A 17,063-nucleotide genomic window follows, 5' to 3' on the forward strand; every position below is an offset into this window, starting at 1 on the left:
TCCATACCCCTTCGTAAGGGGGGGTAGGGGGTTCACAAAGGTTTCTGAAAAATGCTAATAGTTGGAGTATGAAACCAAAAAGGAAATATCTTTACAATTCACGACTTAAGGAAAAAGCCCGGAGGCTCAGGCGCGAGCTTACTCCCGCCGAAAGAAAGCTCTGGGCCTTTTTGCGGAAGCGTCAGTTTCTGGGAATTAAGTTCCATCGGCAGCTACCCATAGGGCGGTATATTGTGGACTTTGTGGCCTTTAACCCAAAAGTGGTGATAGATATAGACGGGGACTCCCATTATACACCTCTGGCCCGTAAAAACGACGAGAAGCGGGATCGTTATTTGGTGAGCTTGGGTTTCAGGGTTTTTCGTTTTACGAATTCGGAAGTGTTGGGAATGTGGAGGGAGTGCTTGAATATCTGAGGAAAGAGATAGGGGACAAAGGGGGGTTCTAGGGACCCCTCCCTAACCCTCCCCTACAAGGGGAGGGAAGTGGCACCCCTCCCTGGACATCCCCTCCTAGGAGAGGGAAATCGGACTTTCGGTTTGAGGAAGGTGGAAAAGATGGGTATACTGGAGGGAAATGGGGTACCGTCTTTCGGAATTGAGCGAAAGGATCGGGGCAGAGCTCCGGGGAGAGGACCTTGAGGTAGAGGGAGTTTCGGCGCTTGAGCTGGCCCGGGAGAGGGAGCTCAGCTTCGTGGAATCCCGGGCCTGGCTTTCGACGGCGCGAAAGACCAGGGCCGCGGCTCTTCTAGTCCCACCTGAGCTCGCCGGGGAGTTTCCGGAAAGGAGCCTTCTGGTGTGCCCGAACGTGCGGGTGGCACTGGCGCGGGTGGCCCAGCTCTTCTGGAAGCCCTCTCATCCCGCCCCTGGTATAAGCCCCCTTGCGGTGATCGAGGAGGGAGCGGAGCTCGGCGAAGGAGTCTCGGTGGGGCCCTGGGTGTATGTGGGAGCCGGAGCCCGCATCGGGGAGGGAAGCATGCTTTACCCCGGGGTCTTCGTGGGTGCTGGGGCGGAGGTGGGGCGGCGGTGTGTGCTCTATCCCTACGTGGTGCTTTATCCGGGAGTGCGCCTCGGGGATGAGGTGGTGCTTCACGCCGGTACGGTCATCGGGGCCGACGGTTTCGGCTACGCCCAAGAATGGACCAGGGAAGGTCTTAAGCACCTCAAGATTCCCCATTTTGGAACGGTCGAAATCGGCGAAGAGGTGGAGATCGGAGCCAACGCCTGCGTGGATCGGGCCACCTTCGGGGTCACCCGCATCGGGGCCGGAACCAAGATAGACAACCTCACCCAGATAGGCCACAACGTGGAAATCGGTGAGGGAGCCATTATTGTGGCCCAGTGTGGCGTAAGCGGCCATGCCCGCGTCGGACGTTTCGTGATGATGGGGGGGCAGGTTGGTCTAGCTCCCGGGGCCCAGATAGGAGAAGGGGCCAAAATCGCGGCCAAATCTGGAGTATCTGGTAAGATCGCGCCCGGAGAAGAAGTGGCTGGCATTCCGGCCATCCCGGTAAGGGTCTGGCGAAAGGCCGTAGTGGCTTTTGCAAAGCTTCCGGATATGGTAAAGGAGTTACGAAAGTTGAAAGCCCTTCTCGGAGGAAAGAAGTGAGTACCAAAAGCCTCGGCCCCAAAGAAATCATGGAGTTGCTTCCTCACCGTTACCCTTTCTTGATGGTGGATAAGGTACTTGAGGTTGACTGCGAAAAACAGTACATCAAGGCCCTCAAAAACGTCACCCACAACGAACCTTTCTTTCAGGGCCACTTTCCGGAAGACCCCCTTATGCCTGGGGTAATGATGGTAGAAGCTATGGCCCAGGTTGGGGGTCTTTTCGTAAAGGTATGTTTCCCCGAAGCTCGAGAAAAGCCCTTTGTGCTGGCCGGGTTGGACAAGGTTCGCTTTCGCCGCCCGGTCCTTCCAGGAGACACCATCATCTTCGAGGCTCAGGGCTTCAAATGTAAGGGCCCTGTTGTTAAGACGCTCGTACGAGCTACCGTAGACGGAAAGGTAGTGGCCGAGGCTGAAATCATGGCTGCCGTGAGGTAAAATATGCGAAAAATCCATCCCACAGCTGAAATTCACCCTTCGGCAGAAATTGAGGATGAGGTCGAAATTGGACCTTATACGGTCATAGGTCCGCAGGTTTACATCGGTCAAGGCACTCGTATAGGTTCCCATGTCATCATAGAGAAAAACACCCGAATCGGGAAAAACAACTTCATCCATCACCATGTGGTCATCGGATCCGACCCCCAACATCTAGCCTACAAAGGAGAAGAGTCCTGGGTGGAGATTGGGGACGAAAACGTCATTCGGGAATTCGTGACCATTCACCGAGGAACAGCCCTTGACCAGAGTCTTACCAGAATCGGCAATCGTTGTTTACTGATGGCTTATGTCCACATTGCCCACGATTGCTTTCTGGGGGACGAAATCATTATGGCCAACGGAGCCACCCTGGGAGGCCATGTTCGAGTGGGCAACCGGGTGGTCTTTGGAGGACTTTCGGCCGTGCATCAGTTCTGCCGCATTGGCTCTTACGCCTTCGTCAGCGGCATGAGCGGCGTAGACAAAGACGTTCCTCCCTTCGTAAAGGTCTTCGGCATTCCGGCCAAGATCCAGGGAGTAAACCTGATAGGCTTGAGACGAGCCGGGTTCGGCAAAGAAACTATAAGACACATCTCCCAGGCCTTAGGAATCTTCCTGGATGGTCCGGGACGCATCCAAGAAACTATTGAGGAACTCCGAGACGCCTTTCCAGAAGATCCCCATGTACAAGAATTCATCAATTTCATTGAGAATCCCTCCCGCCAGGGTATCATGAGACGCAAACCCTTTGAGGGAGAGGAAGCCTTCTAATCCATGCCTCCGCAACCTCTCGGGCTCATTGCCGGTGAAGGGAAGGCCCCTCTGGTGCTGGTCGAAAAACTTACCGCCACCCAAAAGCCAGTAGTGGTGATAACCTTTTCGGAGGCCCAGGCCAAAAGACTGGCCTCCGCCGGAGCCAAAGCCGTTCGAATAAAATTGGGCCAGTTCGGAAAACTGATCAAAGCCTTCAAAAAAGAGGGCGTCAAAGAGATCACCTTTCTCGGAAAGATCGAGAAACCCAAGGCCCTGAAAGAAGCCATTCCTGACCTTCGAGCCCTTCTTTTGTGGAAACGATTGCTTAGTCGCAATGATGACGCCATCCTGAGAGCGGTGGCTGAAGAGCTCGAAAAGGAAGGTTTTCGTATAGTCTCTCCGGCGGACTTCGTGCCCGAACTTCTCACACCTGAAGGTGTCCTTACCCGCAAGGAACCCTCTTCGTCTCAATGGGAAGACATCCGGTTCGGCTACGAGATAGCCAGAAAGATAGGGGCTATGGATATTGGTCAATGTGTGGTAGTGAAGGACCGGATGGTGCTAGCCGTAGAGGCCGTAGAGGGCACGGACGAGACCATTCGCCGGGCCGGAAACTTTCGAAAAGGAGCCGTAGTGGTCAAGGTCCTAAAACCCAACCAGGACCCTCGCCTTGATCTACCGGCCGCGGGTCTCAAAACTCTTGAGACCATGCTTTCGGCCGGCGCCCGGGTACTGGCCCTTGAGGCCGGCAAGACCCTTTTCTTTGAAAGGGAAGAGGCCCTTGATTTCGCCAATCGACACGGATTAATAGTGGTGGGGATAAAATGAAAAAGATCAAAGTGGGGGTCATCGGCGTAGGTCACCTGGGAAGATTCCATGCCGAAAAATTCGCCCGCATGGAGGAGGCCGAACTCTGCGGCGTGGTGGACATCAGGGAAGAACGAGCCAAGGAGATCGCCGAAAAATACGGCACCGCCTGGTTTACGGATTTTCGGAAGCTTTTGCCCGAGGTTGAGGCCCTCTCTATCGTAACCCCTACGGTCACCCATTTTGAGATCGCCAAAGAATGTCTCTTGGCCGGCAAGCATCTTTTCATAGAAAAACCCATCACCGACCGGCTGGAAACGGCTGAAGAGCTGGTAAGCCTGGCAGAAAGACAGGGCCTCATCCTGCAGGTAGGGCACATCGAACGCTTTCAGCCTTCTATGAAGAGGCTTCTTTCCGAAGTCAAGCGTCCCCTTTTCATTGAGGCTCACCGGCTTTCCGGTTTCACCGAAAGGGCTCTGGATGTGGACGTCATCCTAGATCTCATGATTCACGATCTGGACCTGGTCTTGGCCTTGAATCCGAAAGTAAAACTAAAGGCCCTGCTTTCGGCTGGGGCCCCGGTTCTTTCGGACAAGATCGACATCGCCAGCGTTCGAATAGTCTTCGAAAACGGCTGTTCGGCCAATCTCACCGCCAGCCGAATCTCGCTGACCCCCCAGAGGCGCTTTCGAGTGTTTGAGAAAGGGGCCTATTTTTCGGCCGACACTTTGAACCGCAAATACTTTGAAGTTCGGCTCGGGGAGGACAAAAGGCTTATACCTGAAGAGGAAAGCTTCCCCTCAGCGGACCCTCTTTTGGAAGAATTGCAGGCCTTCGTCCGGGCTGTAGCCGAAGGGGCGTCTCCGCCAGTCAGCGGAAAGGAGGCCCTCTCGGCCCTGGAGCTAGCCTTCCGCATCAAGCGGGATATTGAGGAAAACCTTCAAAAATTCTCTGCGGGTTAAGTCACGGTGCACACGGGTTTTTCGCACAGGATTCTCATCGTGGCCGGAGAGGAATCCGGGGATCTCTACGGAGCGGAACTCATACGCAAGGTGCGGGAGATACTTCCGGGGCTGATCTTTTACGGTATCGGAGGCCGACGGATGCGCGCAGCCGGCCTCGAATGTCTCTTCCCGGCTGAACCCATTTCGGTAGTAGGGCTACCTACTCTTTCCCAGCTCAAGATCATTCGTCAGGCCTGGTCCCGGCTCAAGAACTTTCTCATCAACAATCGCCCTCAAATAGCCGTTCTCATAGACTTTCCGGGTTTCAACTTGAGGCTGGCCAAGATATGTAAGAAACTCGAAATCCCGGTCTTCTACTATATCGCCCCCCAGGTCTGGGCTTGGCACCGCCGACGGGTAAAAATTCTAAAGAATTGCGTAGATCTGCTGGCAGTTATCCTACCTTTCGAAAAGGAATTTTTCAAAAAAGAAGGTATCAACGTGGAGTTTGTCGGACATCCCTTGGTAGATCTGGTAAGGCCCTCTCTTTCTAGGGAAACCTTCTGTGAAATTGCGGGGCTTTCGCCGGTCCATCCGATTTTGGGCATCTTCCCCGGTAGTCGGGAATCCGAGGTCAATCGCTTGCTACCCGTGTTTCTAGCGACCTATGAAATCTTAAAAAAGGAGCATCCGCGACTTCAAGGAGTAATAGTCAAGGCCCAGGGACTTTCCGAAACCCTTCTATGGGAAGAGGCCAGGAAAAAGGTAAAGGTCCTTGTAGGCTATCAGTACGAAGTCCTAAAACAGGCCACCGCCGCCCTTTTGGTTTCCGGTACGGTAACCCTTGAAGCCGCAATTCTTGGAACCCCTATGGTAGCAGCCTATCGGCTCCCAAAATTTTCCTTTTTTCTGGCCAAGAGATTGGTACGGGTCCCTTATATCACCCTGCCCAACCTGATTTTGGACGAACCGGTAGTTCCCGAAATCCTCCAAGACGAGGCCCGTCCGGAAAAGCTAGCCGAAGTCTTAAGGCCCTATCTTTTCGAGACCAGATTCCGAGAAGAAACGCGCGAAAAATTAAAGCAGGTAAAAAAACGTCTCGGCGGCCCCGGAGCCTCCTGGCGGGTAGCGGACCTACTGGCGAGCTTCTTGCGTTCTACTTTATCACCATCACCTCTACCACCTTCGGCTTCCTGAGGACATTTACCACCACATCCTTTTCGTATCGGATAAGTTCTAGATCAATGGTGGACTCTCCCACCCTAAGGCCTTTAAAACGCACCCAAGAAAGAAAAGAGGGCAATCTCGGTTTAAAAAAGCAGAGCCCCTTTCCGGTAAAACGCAATCCCAGAGAGGCCGCAAGCAACATGAAGATCACTCCCGAGGACCAGGCTTGGGGACTGCAGGCCACAGGATAAGGCACCGGCCCCTCCCCGGCCCTCCGGGTAAAACCACAAAAGAGTTCCGGTAGCCGGTGGTGGGGAAAATAATGGCTAGCCTCAAAGAGCCCTTTAAAGACCCGCTCTAGGTGATCCTTGAATCCGTAGCGAGCAAGTCCCTCAGCAATGAGGGCGTTATCATGGGGCCATACGGAGCCGTTGTGGTATGAAACAGGATTGTAAAGCACCTCCTTTCGGGAAACGGTCCTTATCCCCCATCCGGAAAACATATCCGGTGCAAAAAGGCCCTCCACTAGTCTCTGGGCCTCCTCTTCCCGCAACGCCTCCGCAAAAAACAGATGGCCAGGATTGGAGGTCTTCACCCAGCATGGCGCCTTGCGACCATCGAGGGCTAGGGCCAAAAAGCCAGAATCTTCATCCCAGAAACGCTCTTTGATTCTATTCCGCATGGTTTCGGCCTTAGAAAGAAGGGGCAGAACCAGATCGTGTTTTCCGAGAGCCCGGGCGAGCTTGGCCATCTCCAGATAGGCCCGATAAACATAGCCCTGGACCTCCACCAGGGCTATGGGCGGCTCCGGGAACCGTCCGTCCCGGTGAAAAACGCTATCATGGGAGTCCTTCCAGCCCTTGTTGACCAGGCCTTCCTCGGAAGGTGCATATTCCACCAGGCCATCGCGATCTTGATCCCCATAGTCCTCAATCCAGTGAAGGGCCAGTTCAAGGTGAGGCCAAAGCTTGCGGATGAACTCCAGATCCTGAGTCCTCTCGTAATAGGCCCCAGCCAGGATGATAAATAGAGGTGTAGCGTCCACCGAACCGTAGTATCTTCCGAAGGGTACCTCCCCGGTAGCAGCCATCTCGCCAAAACGCATTTCGTGCAGAATTTTCCCCGGCTCGGCATCCCTGGCAGGGTCTTTCTCCTGGGCCTGAGTCCTGGCCAGGACCTCTAACACCCCCCGGGCGATATCCGGATTGAACCAGAGGGTCTGGAGCCCCACGATGAGACCATCCCGTCCAAAAACGGTGTTAAACCAGGGGATACCGGCGTAGGGATAAAGGCCGTAAGGTGTGTGCGTAAGCATCATGAAAAGGTCATTGGTCGAACGCTCAAGCCAGAAATTGAAATGTTCATTTGAGGTTTCCACCTGCACACTTTTCTTTAGGAGGGCCTTGCGCTCTTTGCGACGCAAGAAAAGGGCGGCCTTAAAGTCCCTGCGGAGCCTCTCTTCTCCCGAAAGGCACCGGATCTTTATCCCCAGGTTGACACGCTCCTTAGGAGCGAGCTTCAGTAAAAACTGGGCCTGATCCGGGCGAAGCATACCGGGGAGGTCCGAAAAGACGATTTCAAGCAACCGCGTAAGACCGTCCAGCCCGTGATAGCGAATAAGGACCCTATCCTCCTCCACCACCGGGGGAAGAATGTGGCCCTTTTTTTCCCTCTTAACTCCCCGGACCTCAAAGATATCCGCAAAGTCTGCGGCGAAAGATATGGTTACCGGAATATCCAGGGTGAAAAGCGAATAGTTGGTAAACACCAACTCCTCATAATAGTCTCCTTCGTAAAGGACCTTGGTGCGCCGAATATGAAGCCCTCCACGCGGGATAAAAAGATCCCTTCCCCAAAAAAGATCCGGATTAGTAAGATTTACCTGGATAAGTAGACCGTCCTGGGAAAGGGAGGAGCTTAATAGAAAGGGCTTGGTATGACAACAAAAAAGTTCCAGGCGAGAAAGGAAACGGGTCCCCCTATGATAGAGACCGAGCTCTCCGAGCCCACCAGGGACAATGTCCCCCTCGGCATTGAAGAGGGCAAAGGTGTCCCCGTGCTTGAAGGCAAGGTTACGGGGAGAAAGCCCGGGGTTAGTAGCCAGGATGTAGAACTTCAGGCCGCCTTCCGCCATAGGGGGACTTCCCTCATGCGCAAAGATTCATAGAGGGCCAAATATTCCCGGGCCATTCTTTCGGCGGTAAAGTGTTCCTCAAAAACCCGCCGACATTCCCGACGAGAAAGCCCGGAAAGTCCTTCCACCGCCCTTTCGGCCTCCTCCATGCTCTCCACGATGAAACCGTTTCGGCCATCCTCAATGATTTCCGGCACTGAACCGCACCGCCAAGCGATAACCGGCGTCCCGCAGGCGTTGGCCTCGATCATCACCAGCCCGAAGGGCTCCGGCCAGTCGATGAGCATGAGGAGGGCCAGGGCCTCTCCCAAAAATTCCTGTTTTTCCTTCTCGGTAATCTCGCCGATGAATTCTACCCAGGGACTTTTAAGCCTGGGCTTGATAACTTCTTTAAAATATTCCTCATCGGCTTTGTCCACCTTGGCCGCTATAAGAAGCTTTATCCCTACTCTTTCGGCGAGTTCTATAGCCCGGTCTGGGCGCTTCTCTGGAGATATTCTTCCCAGAAAGGCCAGATATTTCCCGGGTTCATAGACCGGTCGGTAAAGATCCGCTGGCAGACCGTGATAGACCGTGCCGATCCAGTTAAGAAAGGGAAGAGGTCTGCGCTGGGCGTTTGAGATAGAAACGAAGGGGGCTTCCCGGAACTCCTTGTAAAAGGGAAACATCTCCGGGAGATCCAGGCGCCCGTGAAGCGTAGTGAGATAAGAAATCTTCGTTCTACGCATAAGGGGCAAGTGCAGGTAATCAATGTGAAAATGGATAACATCGAACTCCGAGGCCATTCGCAGCACCCTTTCCACCATAAAGACATGTGGAGCCAGGGTATCCTTCACCCCGGCAAGCCTCAGGGCCTGGGGTGCACAGGGAATCAGGCGGGCCGAGGTCTTAGAATCACCGCTTGCAAAAAGCGTAACCTCGTGCCCTTGACGTACCAACTCCTCGGTAAGCCAAGAGACTACCCGTTCCGTGCCCCCATAAAGCTTGGGTGGTACGGCCTCAAAAAGCGGCGCCACCTGCGCAATTCTCATGGCCGCCACCTCCGCTTCCGAATCTCCCTGGATTAAAAAGTAAGAACCAGAAGTCTATTTGCAAAGGGAATAAGATCGAAACAAGGAAAGCAAATACTCGAGGGTTTCTCGGGGGAATCTTAACAAAAGGGATAAAGCCAGCACAGGGAGGAAAGAGACCCCTATGGGAATCTTTACCAAGTCTTTCTCCGTGGTAATCAGGGCCTCAGCGCCGAGGGAAGCAGCCTTTTCTGAGAGTCTGCGAATATCCCTTTCCCGATAATGGTAGTGGTCGGGATAGGCCTTGAAAAAGAGGACCTCAAAGCCCTCTTCCTCAAGGGTCTTCCGAAAGTTGTCCGGGTCTCCTAGGCCGCAAAAGGCTACCACCCGGCGAGGCTTTCGGCCGGTATAAGGCATAAAGCCCGATGGAGTAAGGGTGACTAGAGGTCCGGGCTCGAAGGCCGTCCTGAGGACCGGGAGTCCCATAGAAGCAAACCGACGAGAAAGGTCCTCCGCCCGTTCAGGGAAGAGGTTGGTCCGGGTAACGAAAACTGCCTGGGCCTTCCGGGCTACCGAAAGCGGCTCCCGCAGGCGGCCAGCTGGGAAGAGCCTTTCGACAAAGGGATCCCTCCCCGCAGAAACAACCAGGAGATAAAGGTCTGCAGAAAGCCTCAGGTGTTGAAAGGCGTCGTCGAAAAGAAGTACCCCGGGCCGGAATCTTTCACAAGCAAGCTCAGCCGCAGCCAGCCGGTCTTTCCCCACTACCACCGGTATCCCGGGAAGCCTAAAGGCATAAAGCAGGGCTTCTTCTCCCGCCTCCTCCGAACCCAAAATCGGTCCCTGGCCCTCCGAGACCACCCGTGGTCCCTGTCCTCTCCCGCCATAGCCTCTAAGTATCACCACCGGCCTAAGATCAAGGCCTTTCAATAGTTCCGCCAAGGCTAGGGTGAAAGGCGTTTTGCCCTCCCCTCCTAAGGAGAGGTTCCCTACCACTACAGAAGGCACTGCCGGCTTCCGGCGAGTAAGCCAGCCGGCCTCGTAGGCCTTCCGCCTCACCCGCACCCCGAGGCCATACAACCAGGAAAGGGGTAAATATAGCGGCTTGGTCTTCTCCCAGAAAAAAACTAGAAGTTTCGGGACCATGCCGCAGGACCTAGAATAGGAGCCAGCACCTCCCGGGCGTAGTTAAGGGCTTGAGAGGCTAGGGCTCTGGCTTCCTCCAAGGAAGTTCCGGTTCTAAATTTTTCCCAGGCGTCTTTAAAGAAAGTCGCCATCTCCGGCTCCACGGCTCGGGAAAGCTCCTCAAGAAGCTTTTCCGGTGATGGCTTCTCTTTAGGAGCCTCTATCCGAGAAACGGCCCAGATAGCTTTAGTAGAGAACAAAAAACTGTCTTTAAAAGCCAAAAGGGCCGCTTCCTGGTCTTCGTTTAATCGCGTAAGGGCCTTCTGGTATTCCTCTTCGGCATACCGCAGGTAGGTTTTGGCCCGAATGTAAAAAGGCATTTAATTTTAAGAACCTTCTCCCTCGCTCTTTTCCCTTAGCCGCCGATAAAAGTGTTCGGTCATGACCTCGTCGGCTTTCTCACAGATCTCAAAGAGGATATCAATCATGTCCAACATCTCTGCCTGGCCATCCGGAGGACGCATATCAAAGTCCTCAATAAAGGCCCCACTTTCCAAATACTCCTTAAACTCCCGCAACTTCTTGAGCGTTAACATTTACCCCACCCTTTCCACATACTCACCGGTACGGGTGTCCACCTTGATGAGATCCCCCTCATTTATAAAAAGAGGTACCTGGACTACGGCTCCAGTCTCAAGCTTAGCTGGTTTAGAACCTCCGGAAACCGTATCTCCACGCACTCCAGGCTCTGTCTCCACCACTTTGAGCTCCACCGTATTCGGAAGTTCTACCCCAATAGGTTTTCCCTTGTAATAAAGCACAAAGACGTTGACATTTTCCTGCAAGAACTTCCAGGCCTCACCTAACTGATCTTTGTCCAAATATACCTGATCGTAGTCCTCAAGATCCATGAATACGTAACGATCCCCCTCCTGGTAAAGGTACTGCATTTCCTTTTCCTCGAGATCCGGTCTTTCAAAACGCTCTCCAGAGCGAAAATTGACCTCCAATACCCTTCCTGTAGTGAGGTCTCGAAGCTTGGTCCTTACGGTGGCCTGTCCCTTGGCTACCTTGGAGTGCTGGTATTCAAGAACCTCGTAGGGCTTCCCTTCCCACTCGATCTTGAGACCTCTTCTAAAATCCGAAGTGGTGTAGGCCATATTTACCTCCTCTTTCTGAAGATGATTAATCTTTCACCCTTTTTGACATAACCATATTTTTTACGGGCGATCTCTTCGTAGAGTTGCGGATCTTTCTCAAGGGCCTTTATCCTCCGAGAAATATCCGCATTTTCTGTCCGCAGCTTCGAAAGCTCTTTCAGACTGGATCGATAACGCCAGTCAAAGTAAAATCCGCTCAAAAGACCTGCCACAAAAAGAACTCCCAGCAACCCTCCAAGCCAAATATTAAAGTTCCTTTTAGACTTTGAACGCGAACGGGCCTTTCCGGGCACATAGCCCTTAGGATTGAATGTCACTGCCATCTTGGAACAACCTTAAATCAAACCCGCCCGGGATTCAAGAGGCACCTTATACTAGACCGGAAGGCTTATCAGTAGCCCCATTCCGCAAAAATAAAAAGGGCGGCCCTCCAAAGGCCGCCCCACAATTATAACCACATATTACATATTAGAAGGCATAAGCTTCCTCGCCGTGTTCGGCAATATCCAAGCCGTTAACCTCAGCCTCGCTATCCGCACGGAACCCGAAGACGACATCCACCACCTTGGCCAGAATAAAAGTGGCCACCAGGGTATAGACTACCGTAGCCGCTACTCCGATGAGCTGAGGAACAAACTTGCCCTCCTCAGAGAGGAGCCCCACACAGAGGGTACCAATCACCCCTCCTACCCCGTGAATTCCCACTACATCCAGGGCGTCATCGTAACCCAGCCGATTCTTGGCCAGCACCGCCAGGTAACAGATCAAACCGGCCAGGACTCCTATGAGGACGGCGGCGTTCACCTCCACAAATCCTGCGGCCGGTGTAATAGTAGCCAGCCCTGCAATGGCACCACTGCAGGCTCCGAGAGTAGTGGGTTTGCCCTGGTGAAATCTCTCCACCAGTACCCAGACCGCCATGGCAGTCATGGCCGCCACGTGGGTATTCACAAAAGCCTGCACCGCCGTGCCGTTCACCTCAAGGGCGCTTCCGGCGTTGAACCCGAACCAGCCGAACCACAGCAATCCGGTGCCGATAACCGTAAGGAGCAAGTTGTGCGGGATGAAGGGTTCCCGTCCGTAGCCTTTACGAGGGCCAATCACTAGGGCCGTTACTAAGGCTGCGGCTCCGCAGCTGGCATGCACCACCAGTCCCCCGGCAAAATCAAGCACCCCTAGTTTACCGAGCCAACCTCCGCCCCAGATCCAGTGACAGAGTGGGTTATAGACCACAAGGGCCCAGAGCAAGCTGAAGATCACAAAGCCTCGGAAACGAACCCTCTCGGCAAAGGCCCCGGTAATCAGGGCCGGTGTGATAACCGCAAACATGCACTGATAGATCATGAAAACCATATGCGGCACCGTAGAGGCATAGTCCGGACTGGGTTCGAGCCCTACCCCCCGCAAGGCAAAGTATTTGAGGCTTCCAATAATTCCGTGCAAATCCGGACCAAAAGATAGACTATAGCCTACATAAATCCACTCCAGAGTTACGATGGAAATCATGATAAGGCTTTGAATGACTACCGAGAGCACGTTCTTTCGTCTCACCAATCCACCGTAAAAGACTGCCAGGGCCGGGGTCATGAGAAGGACCAGAGCTGCCGAAAACAAAAGGAAGGCCGTATCTGTCTTGTCTATCATGTCGCAATTCACCTCCTCGTTTTTCCCGGCCCTTAATCAAGAAGTATGCCACCCTAAAGCCTCCGCAATCTATGGCTCCAATTACCCTATCCGCCACCAATTTACCTTTTAGACAATTTTGTTATTTACATTTTTGTAGCAACCTCTGTTTATTTACTTTGTAGACAAGAGCATTTTTGGACTTTTCCAAAAGCACTTAGACACAATTTCCCATTTTGTTAAAAACTGTACCCGGTTTCACGGTGCTGAGTAAGATCGAGCCCCTGAATTTCTTCTTCTCGAGATACCCGGACGCCCAAGATTGCGTCTACTACCTTGAACAGAATCAAAGAAGCCACGAAACAGAACACCGCCCCGGCCGCGGCCCCGAGGAACTGAATACCAAATTGCTTTACATTTCCGAAAAGTAGGCCATCGGCCCCAGCGGGATTTACCGCCTTGGAGGCAAAAAGCCCAGTGGCCAGCGCCCCCCAGAAGCCGCCCACGCCATGCACCCCTACCACATCCAGGGCGTCATCGTAACCCAACCGATTTTTGGCCAGCACCGCCAGGTAACAGATCAAACCAGCCAGCAACCCTATAACCACCGCCGCCCAGAGGGGCACAAAACCAGCCGCCGGCGTAATGGCCACCAGACCAGCCACTGCCCCGGAGGCCGCTCCCAAAGTCGTAGGAGCCCCCTGAAGGATCCATTCCGCTATCACCCAGGAAAGGGCTGCCAGCCCAGCTGCAATCTGGGTATTCATAAAGGCCAGTACCGCTACCTCATCGGCTGCTAGCGCACTTCCGGCGTTGAATCCAAACCAGCCAAACCAAAGCAACCCGGCCCCCAAGAGGGTGAGCGGCAAATTGTGAGGATGAAGTGGGTCCCGGCGATACCCCAAACGTGGACCAACAACCAGTGCAGCCGCCAGCGCCGAGGCTCCGGAGGCGATGTGAATGACCGTGCCCCCGGCAAAGTCCAGCGCCCCCATCTCACCCAGCCAGCCACCACCCCAGACCCAGTGACACAGCGGGGCGTAGACCAACGTAAACCATAGGGCCACGAACAGGAGATAAGCCGAAAACCGCATCCTTTCGGCAAAGGCCCCGGTGATCAGGGCCGGCGTGATAACCGCAAACATAAGCTGAAAAGCAGCGAAAAGAAGATGGGGAATATTCTCAGCCGCAGGGGCGGGCCCCGTCCCTACCCCTTTAAAGAAGAGATACTCCAACCCCCCGATAACCTTCCCGTGATCCGGACCAAAAGCCAAACTATAACCATAGAGAAACCACAATAAACTGATCAACCCCAAACAGATAAAAACCTGAAGCGAGATAGAAAGCACATTTTTGGCACGCACCAGCCCCCCATAAAAAAGCGCAAGCCCCGGAGTCATCAACATCACCAGGGCCGTGGCCACCAGCATCCAAACCACATCCGCCTTTACCATACCCGCACCTCCTACCTTTTTTACATTTTGTGCCTACAAATTTTATGCCAAAATCGTAAAGCATACCGAAACTAAGGATCTACAAACACAACTATCTCGTCCATTTTTGCAAACTATAACAATCAAGTAAATTTTCTATTCTGAATTAATACAAAAACGTAAAAAATTAGTCTCGGGCGCGGTCGACGGAGTGGTAGGCCAAAAAGAAGCCCAAGCCAGCGATGATGAGAAGTATATATAAGGAGGTCAGGGGCACGGGATTTCCGTAGGCGGCGTTACGAATAAGGTGTGAGGCGTGGGTCAAAGGAAGTAGTTTTAAGGGCAACCTAGCCCAAGCAGGCAGGCCTTCCACCGGGAAAAAGGTCCCTCCTAAGAAGACCATAGGAGTAATGATGAAGTTGGTGACCAAGGCCTGGTCGGCGTGCGAGCGGATCAACATGGCCGAGGCCACTCCCAGGGAGGCGAAGACGAAAGCGTTCAGAAAAACGCCCAGGAAGAACGCGGGCCCTAAATGGAGTTTGACTCCGGCCAAAGCTGTAATGGCCAAGATCACCAAGGTGGAAAGCAAAGCCCGGGTGACCCCTCCCAAGATCTCTCCCAAGACATAGGCCCAATTCGAGATGGGAGCGGCTTGAAACTCTTCGAAAATGCGGAGATAAAAACGGGCTACGTTGATCTCCACGTTGATACCGAACCCCTGCATCATGGAGGCGGCTGCCACCACCCCCGGAACCAGGAACTCAAGGTAAGGTCTTCCTTCCACCGTCAGGTCTTTGCCCAAACCGAAGCCAAAGGCAACTAGATATAGAGTGGGTGAAACCGAAAAGGAAAGAAGCATCCGCGGCAACCGGTGCCAGATAATAAGCAGTTCCCGGAGATAGACAGCCAGAAACCCTCTCACACCTTTCTCCCGGTAAAGTGAATGAAGGCGTCCTCCAGGTTAATCCGCCTCAAGGTTACGGACTCGCCCTGTTTAGACAACTTCATAGCTTCCCTTTCAGCCTCCCCGCGATTCCGGAAGTAGTAGGTTTTGAGGCCTTCAGAAGTCACCACATCCACAGCCACTTCCCCAAGGGTTTGGATAAAGTTTTGGGGGGTATCAAGGGCCACGATCCGTCCCCGGTCAAGAAAGGCCACCCTATCGGCCAGAAACTCGGCCTCCTCGATGTAATGCGTGGTGAGGAGAATAGTAGTTCCCTTAGTCTGGATCTGCTTGATGAGCCCCCAGAGTCGACGTCGAATGTGAGGATCGAGCCCCACGGTGGGTTCGTCCATAAAAAGAATACGCGGCGCATGGAGCAGAGCCCTAATGATAAGAAGACGCCGTTTCATGCCACCTGAAAGGGTCCGTACCCTCTGGTTTCGTCTCTCCCAAAGCTCGGCAAATCGTAGGAGTTCCTCAGCCCTCTGGGCTATGGCCCTGCGGGACATGCCGAAAAGGAGACCGTGAATGAGAAGATTCTCCCAGAGGGTAAGTTCTAGATCCAAGTTCACAGCCTGAGGCACAAGCCCTACCATCCTCTTGGCCGCTAGCGACTCCCTAAAAATATCTTTCTCGAAAAACCAGACCCGTCCGGCGGTGGGACGGGTAAGCCCAGAAAGGATACGAATGGTGGTGGTCTTTCCTGCCCCATTCGGGCCGAGAAGGGCGAAAAGTTCTCCCTCCCTGATCTCAAAGGAGACCCCATCTAGGGCCCGAAGCCGACCATATTCCTTGACTAGCGACTCGATTCTTACCGCCAGGCCTGCCATAATTGTAGTATGATTAAACCACAAATTTACACCCTAGGCCATTCAAACCATCCGCGGGAAGTCTTTGAGCATTTGCTCAAAGCTCACCATATCGAGCTTCTGGTGGACGTAAGGCGATTTGCGAGTTCAAAGAAATTTCCGCATTTTGCAGGCAAGGCCTTGGCCACCTTTCTTGAGGACCGTTGTGGCGTAGGGTATCTAGCTCTGCCCGATCTCGGGGGTTATCGCAAACCCAAACCAGACTCTGTAAATACCGGTATAGAAAACCCCGGATTCAGAGGTTATGCCGACCACATGCAGACCGAGGCCTTCCAAGCGGCCTTCAAAAGACTCCTCGAAGAAGCTCGCCGTTGGACCACGGCCATAATGTGTGCCGAGGGGTTCCCCTGGCGATGTCATCGCTGGTTCTTGGCGGATCTTCTATTAATAAACGGCTTTGAGGTCAAACATATTCTTCCAGACGGGAAAATCTATCTACATCGGTTGAATCCCCGGGCTAGAAAAGTAGGGGATTTTTTGGTGTATCGTTAGGCCTTACGCAAAGCCTCAAAGTGGGGGAAGAGTTTGCGGTAGGTAGCCAGAATATGCTCCGGTACCACCCGGATGTCCGCCAGCACGGCCATGAAATTGGCGTCCCCCTCCCAGCGAGGCACGATCTGAAGATGGAGATGATCGGGATAACCGGCCCCGGCCACCTTCCCCAGATTGAAGCCCACATTAAAGCCATCGGGCCTGAGCACCTTTCTTAAAATCCTCAGACAGTGCTGGGCCATGACCATGAGGTCGGTGACCTCTTCCCGGGAGAGGTCCTCTAGTTCGGCCACGTGCCGTCGGGGTGAAACTAATAGATGTCCGGTGTTGTAAGGAAACTTGTTCATGATCACCAGGACCTTTTCGTCCCGGTAGAGAATCAGACGTTCCTCGTCAGGAAGCGGCCCCTCGGGGGGGCAAAAGATACATCCCGGATCCTTCTTGCCCCCTACGTATTCTGCCCGCCAGGGTGCCCAGAGGTTCTTCCGTTCCATAGCAAGAAAAATTAACACAAAGTTA

Annotated in this window: 20 protein-coding genes; 8 read left to right on the forward strand and 12 right to left on the reverse strand. The window is 53.6% G+C overall.

Translation table 11 applies throughout. The annotated features are described in order from the left end of the window. Window positions 1-68 precede the first annotated feature (68 nt). From TDIS_RS07930 to lpxB, 7 genes are all read left to right on the forward strand, one after another. Window positions 69-416 carry an endonuclease domain-containing protein gene (locus tag TDIS_RS07930; protein ID WP_068671089.1) on the forward strand — a complete coding sequence of 116 codons (348 nt, stop codon included), beginning with the start codon at window positions 69-71 and terminating at the stop codon, window positions 414-416. A 160-nt stretch (window positions 417-576) separates the two neighbouring features. Then, on the forward strand, window positions 577-1,608 hold the full coding sequence (gene lpxD, locus TDIS_RS07935) for a UDP-3-O-(3-hydroxymyristoyl)glucosamine N-acyltransferase (RefSeq protein ID WP_068671090.1): 1,032 nt from the start codon (window positions 577-579) through the stop codon (window positions 1,606-1,608). 29 nt (window positions 1,609-1,637) lie between these two features. Continuing rightward, the gene (gene fabZ, locus TDIS_RS07940; RefSeq protein ID WP_068671215.1) at window positions 1,638-2,045 is read left to right on the forward strand and encodes a 3-hydroxyacyl-ACP dehydratase FabZ; all 408 of its coding nucleotides are present in this window, start codon (window positions 1,638-1,640) and stop codon (window positions 2,043-2,045) included. A gap of 3 nt (window positions 2,046-2,048) precedes the next feature. Beyond that, complete coding sequence (gene lpxA / locus TDIS_RS07945; protein ID WP_068671091.1) at window positions 2,049-2,858, forward strand: acyl-ACP--UDP-N-acetylglucosamine O-acyltransferase; 810 nt, start codon at window positions 2,049-2,051, stop codon at window positions 2,856-2,858. Between the two features lie 3 nt (window positions 2,859-2,861). Next, on the forward strand, window positions 2,862-3,668 hold the full coding sequence (locus TDIS_RS07950; protein WP_068671092.1) for an LpxI family protein: 807 nt from the start codon (window positions 2,862-2,864) through the stop codon (window positions 3,666-3,668). After that, entirely contained in the window at window positions 3,665-4,609 is a 945-nt protein-coding gene (locus TDIS_RS07955; RefSeq protein ID WP_068671093.1) for a Gfo/Idh/MocA family protein, read from the forward strand. Before TDIS_RS07950 ends, TDIS_RS07955 begins: the two co-directional genes overlap by 4 nt. Before the next feature lie 39 nt (window positions 4,610-4,648). Next, complete coding sequence (lpxB, locus tag TDIS_RS07960; protein WP_161939502.1) at window positions 4,649-5,788, forward strand: lipid-A-disaccharide synthase; 1,140 nt, start codon at window positions 4,649-4,651, stop codon at window positions 5,786-5,788. Here the strand turns inward: lpxB and TDIS_RS07965 are convergent. The 11 genes from TDIS_RS07965 to TDIS_RS08015 all read right to left on the reverse strand — a co-directional run bounded on the left by TDIS_RS07965 (window position 5,748) and on the right by TDIS_RS08015 (window position 16,013). Further along, complete coding sequence (locus TDIS_RS07965; RefSeq protein WP_068671095.1) at window positions 5,748-7,892, reverse strand: amylo-alpha-1,6-glucosidase; 2,145 nt, start codon at window positions 7,890-7,892, stop codon at window positions 5,748-5,750. The genes lpxB and TDIS_RS07965 overlap by 41 nt on opposite strands. Further along, window positions 7,874-8,923: a glycosyltransferase family 4 protein gene (locus tag TDIS_RS07970; protein ID WP_068671096.1), complete on the reverse strand. Its 1,050-nt coding sequence runs from the start codon at window positions 8,921-8,923 to the stop codon at window positions 7,874-7,876. The genes TDIS_RS07965 and TDIS_RS07970 overlap by 19 nt, the downstream gene beginning before the upstream one ends. 54 nt (window positions 8,924-8,977) lie before the next feature. Further along, window positions 8,978-10,045: a tetraacyldisaccharide 4'-kinase gene (gene lpxK / locus TDIS_RS07975; protein WP_068671098.1), complete on the reverse strand. Its 1,068-nt coding sequence runs from the start codon at window positions 10,043-10,045 to the stop codon at window positions 8,978-8,980. Continuing rightward, window positions 10,027-10,404 (reverse strand): hypothetical protein, encoded by a 378-nt coding sequence (locus tag TDIS_RS07980; RefSeq protein WP_068671100.1) that lies wholly within the window; start codon window positions 10,402-10,404, stop codon window positions 10,027-10,029. Before TDIS_RS07980 ends, lpxK begins: the two co-directional genes overlap by 19 nt. A 6-nt stretch (window positions 10,405-10,410) precedes the next feature. Beyond that, window positions 10,411-10,620, reverse strand: coding sequence for a hypothetical protein (locus tag TDIS_RS07985; protein ID WP_068671102.1), 210 nt, complete (start codon window positions 10,618-10,620; stop codon window positions 10,411-10,413). Continuing rightward, on the reverse strand, window positions 10,621-11,184 hold the full coding sequence (gene efp / locus TDIS_RS07990; protein ID WP_068671104.1) for an elongation factor P: 564 nt from the start codon (window positions 11,182-11,184) through the stop codon (window positions 10,621-10,623). A 2-nt stretch (window positions 11,185-11,186) separates the two neighbouring features. After that, on the reverse strand, window positions 11,187-11,507 hold the full coding sequence (locus tag TDIS_RS07995; RefSeq protein ID WP_068671106.1) for an FtsB family cell division protein: 321 nt from the start codon (window positions 11,505-11,507) through the stop codon (window positions 11,187-11,189). Between the two features lie 145 nt (window positions 11,508-11,652). After that, window positions 11,653-12,828 carry an ammonium transporter gene (locus TDIS_RS08000; RefSeq protein WP_068671108.1) on the reverse strand — a complete coding sequence of 392 codons (1,176 nt, stop codon included), beginning with the start codon at window positions 12,826-12,828 and terminating at the stop codon, window positions 11,653-11,655. 218 nt (window positions 12,829-13,046) lie between these two features. Continuing rightward, window positions 13,047-14,261 carry an ammonium transporter gene (locus tag TDIS_RS08005; protein ID WP_068671110.1) on the reverse strand — a complete coding sequence of 405 codons (1,215 nt, stop codon included), beginning with the start codon at window positions 14,259-14,261 and terminating at the stop codon, window positions 13,047-13,049. Between the two features lie 166 nt (window positions 14,262-14,427). Beyond that, complete coding sequence (locus TDIS_RS08010) at window positions 14,428-15,162, reverse strand: ABC transporter permease (RefSeq protein WP_068671113.1); 735 nt, start codon at window positions 15,160-15,162, stop codon at window positions 14,428-14,430. After that, window positions 15,159-16,013 (reverse strand): ABC transporter ATP-binding protein, encoded by an 855-nt coding sequence (locus tag TDIS_RS08015; RefSeq protein WP_068671115.1) that lies wholly within the window; start codon window positions 16,011-16,013, stop codon window positions 15,159-15,161. Before TDIS_RS08015 ends, TDIS_RS08010 begins: the two co-directional genes overlap by 4 nt. A gap of 9 nt (window positions 16,014-16,022) precedes the next feature. Here TDIS_RS08015 and TDIS_RS08020 point away from each other — a divergent pair, with 9 nt between their 5' ends. Beyond that, entirely contained in the window at window positions 16,023-16,544 is a 522-nt protein-coding gene (locus TDIS_RS08020) for a DUF488 domain-containing protein (RefSeq protein ID WP_068671117.1), read from the forward strand. Here the strand turns inward: TDIS_RS08020 and TDIS_RS08025 are convergent. Continuing rightward, window positions 16,541-17,038 (reverse strand): HIT family protein, encoded by a 498-nt coding sequence (locus tag TDIS_RS08025; protein WP_068671218.1) that lies wholly within the window; start codon window positions 17,036-17,038, stop codon window positions 16,541-16,543. The two genes, TDIS_RS08020 and TDIS_RS08025, sit on opposite strands and share 4 nt — an antisense overlap. Between the last annotated feature and the right edge of the window lie 25 nt (window positions 17,039-17,063).

It is taken from the genome of Thermosulfurimonas dismutans, assembly GCF_001652585.1.
Classification (GTDB): Bacteria; Desulfobacterota; Thermodesulfobacteria; order Thermodesulfobacteriales; family Thermodesulfobacteriaceae; genus Thermosulfurimonas; species Thermosulfurimonas dismutans.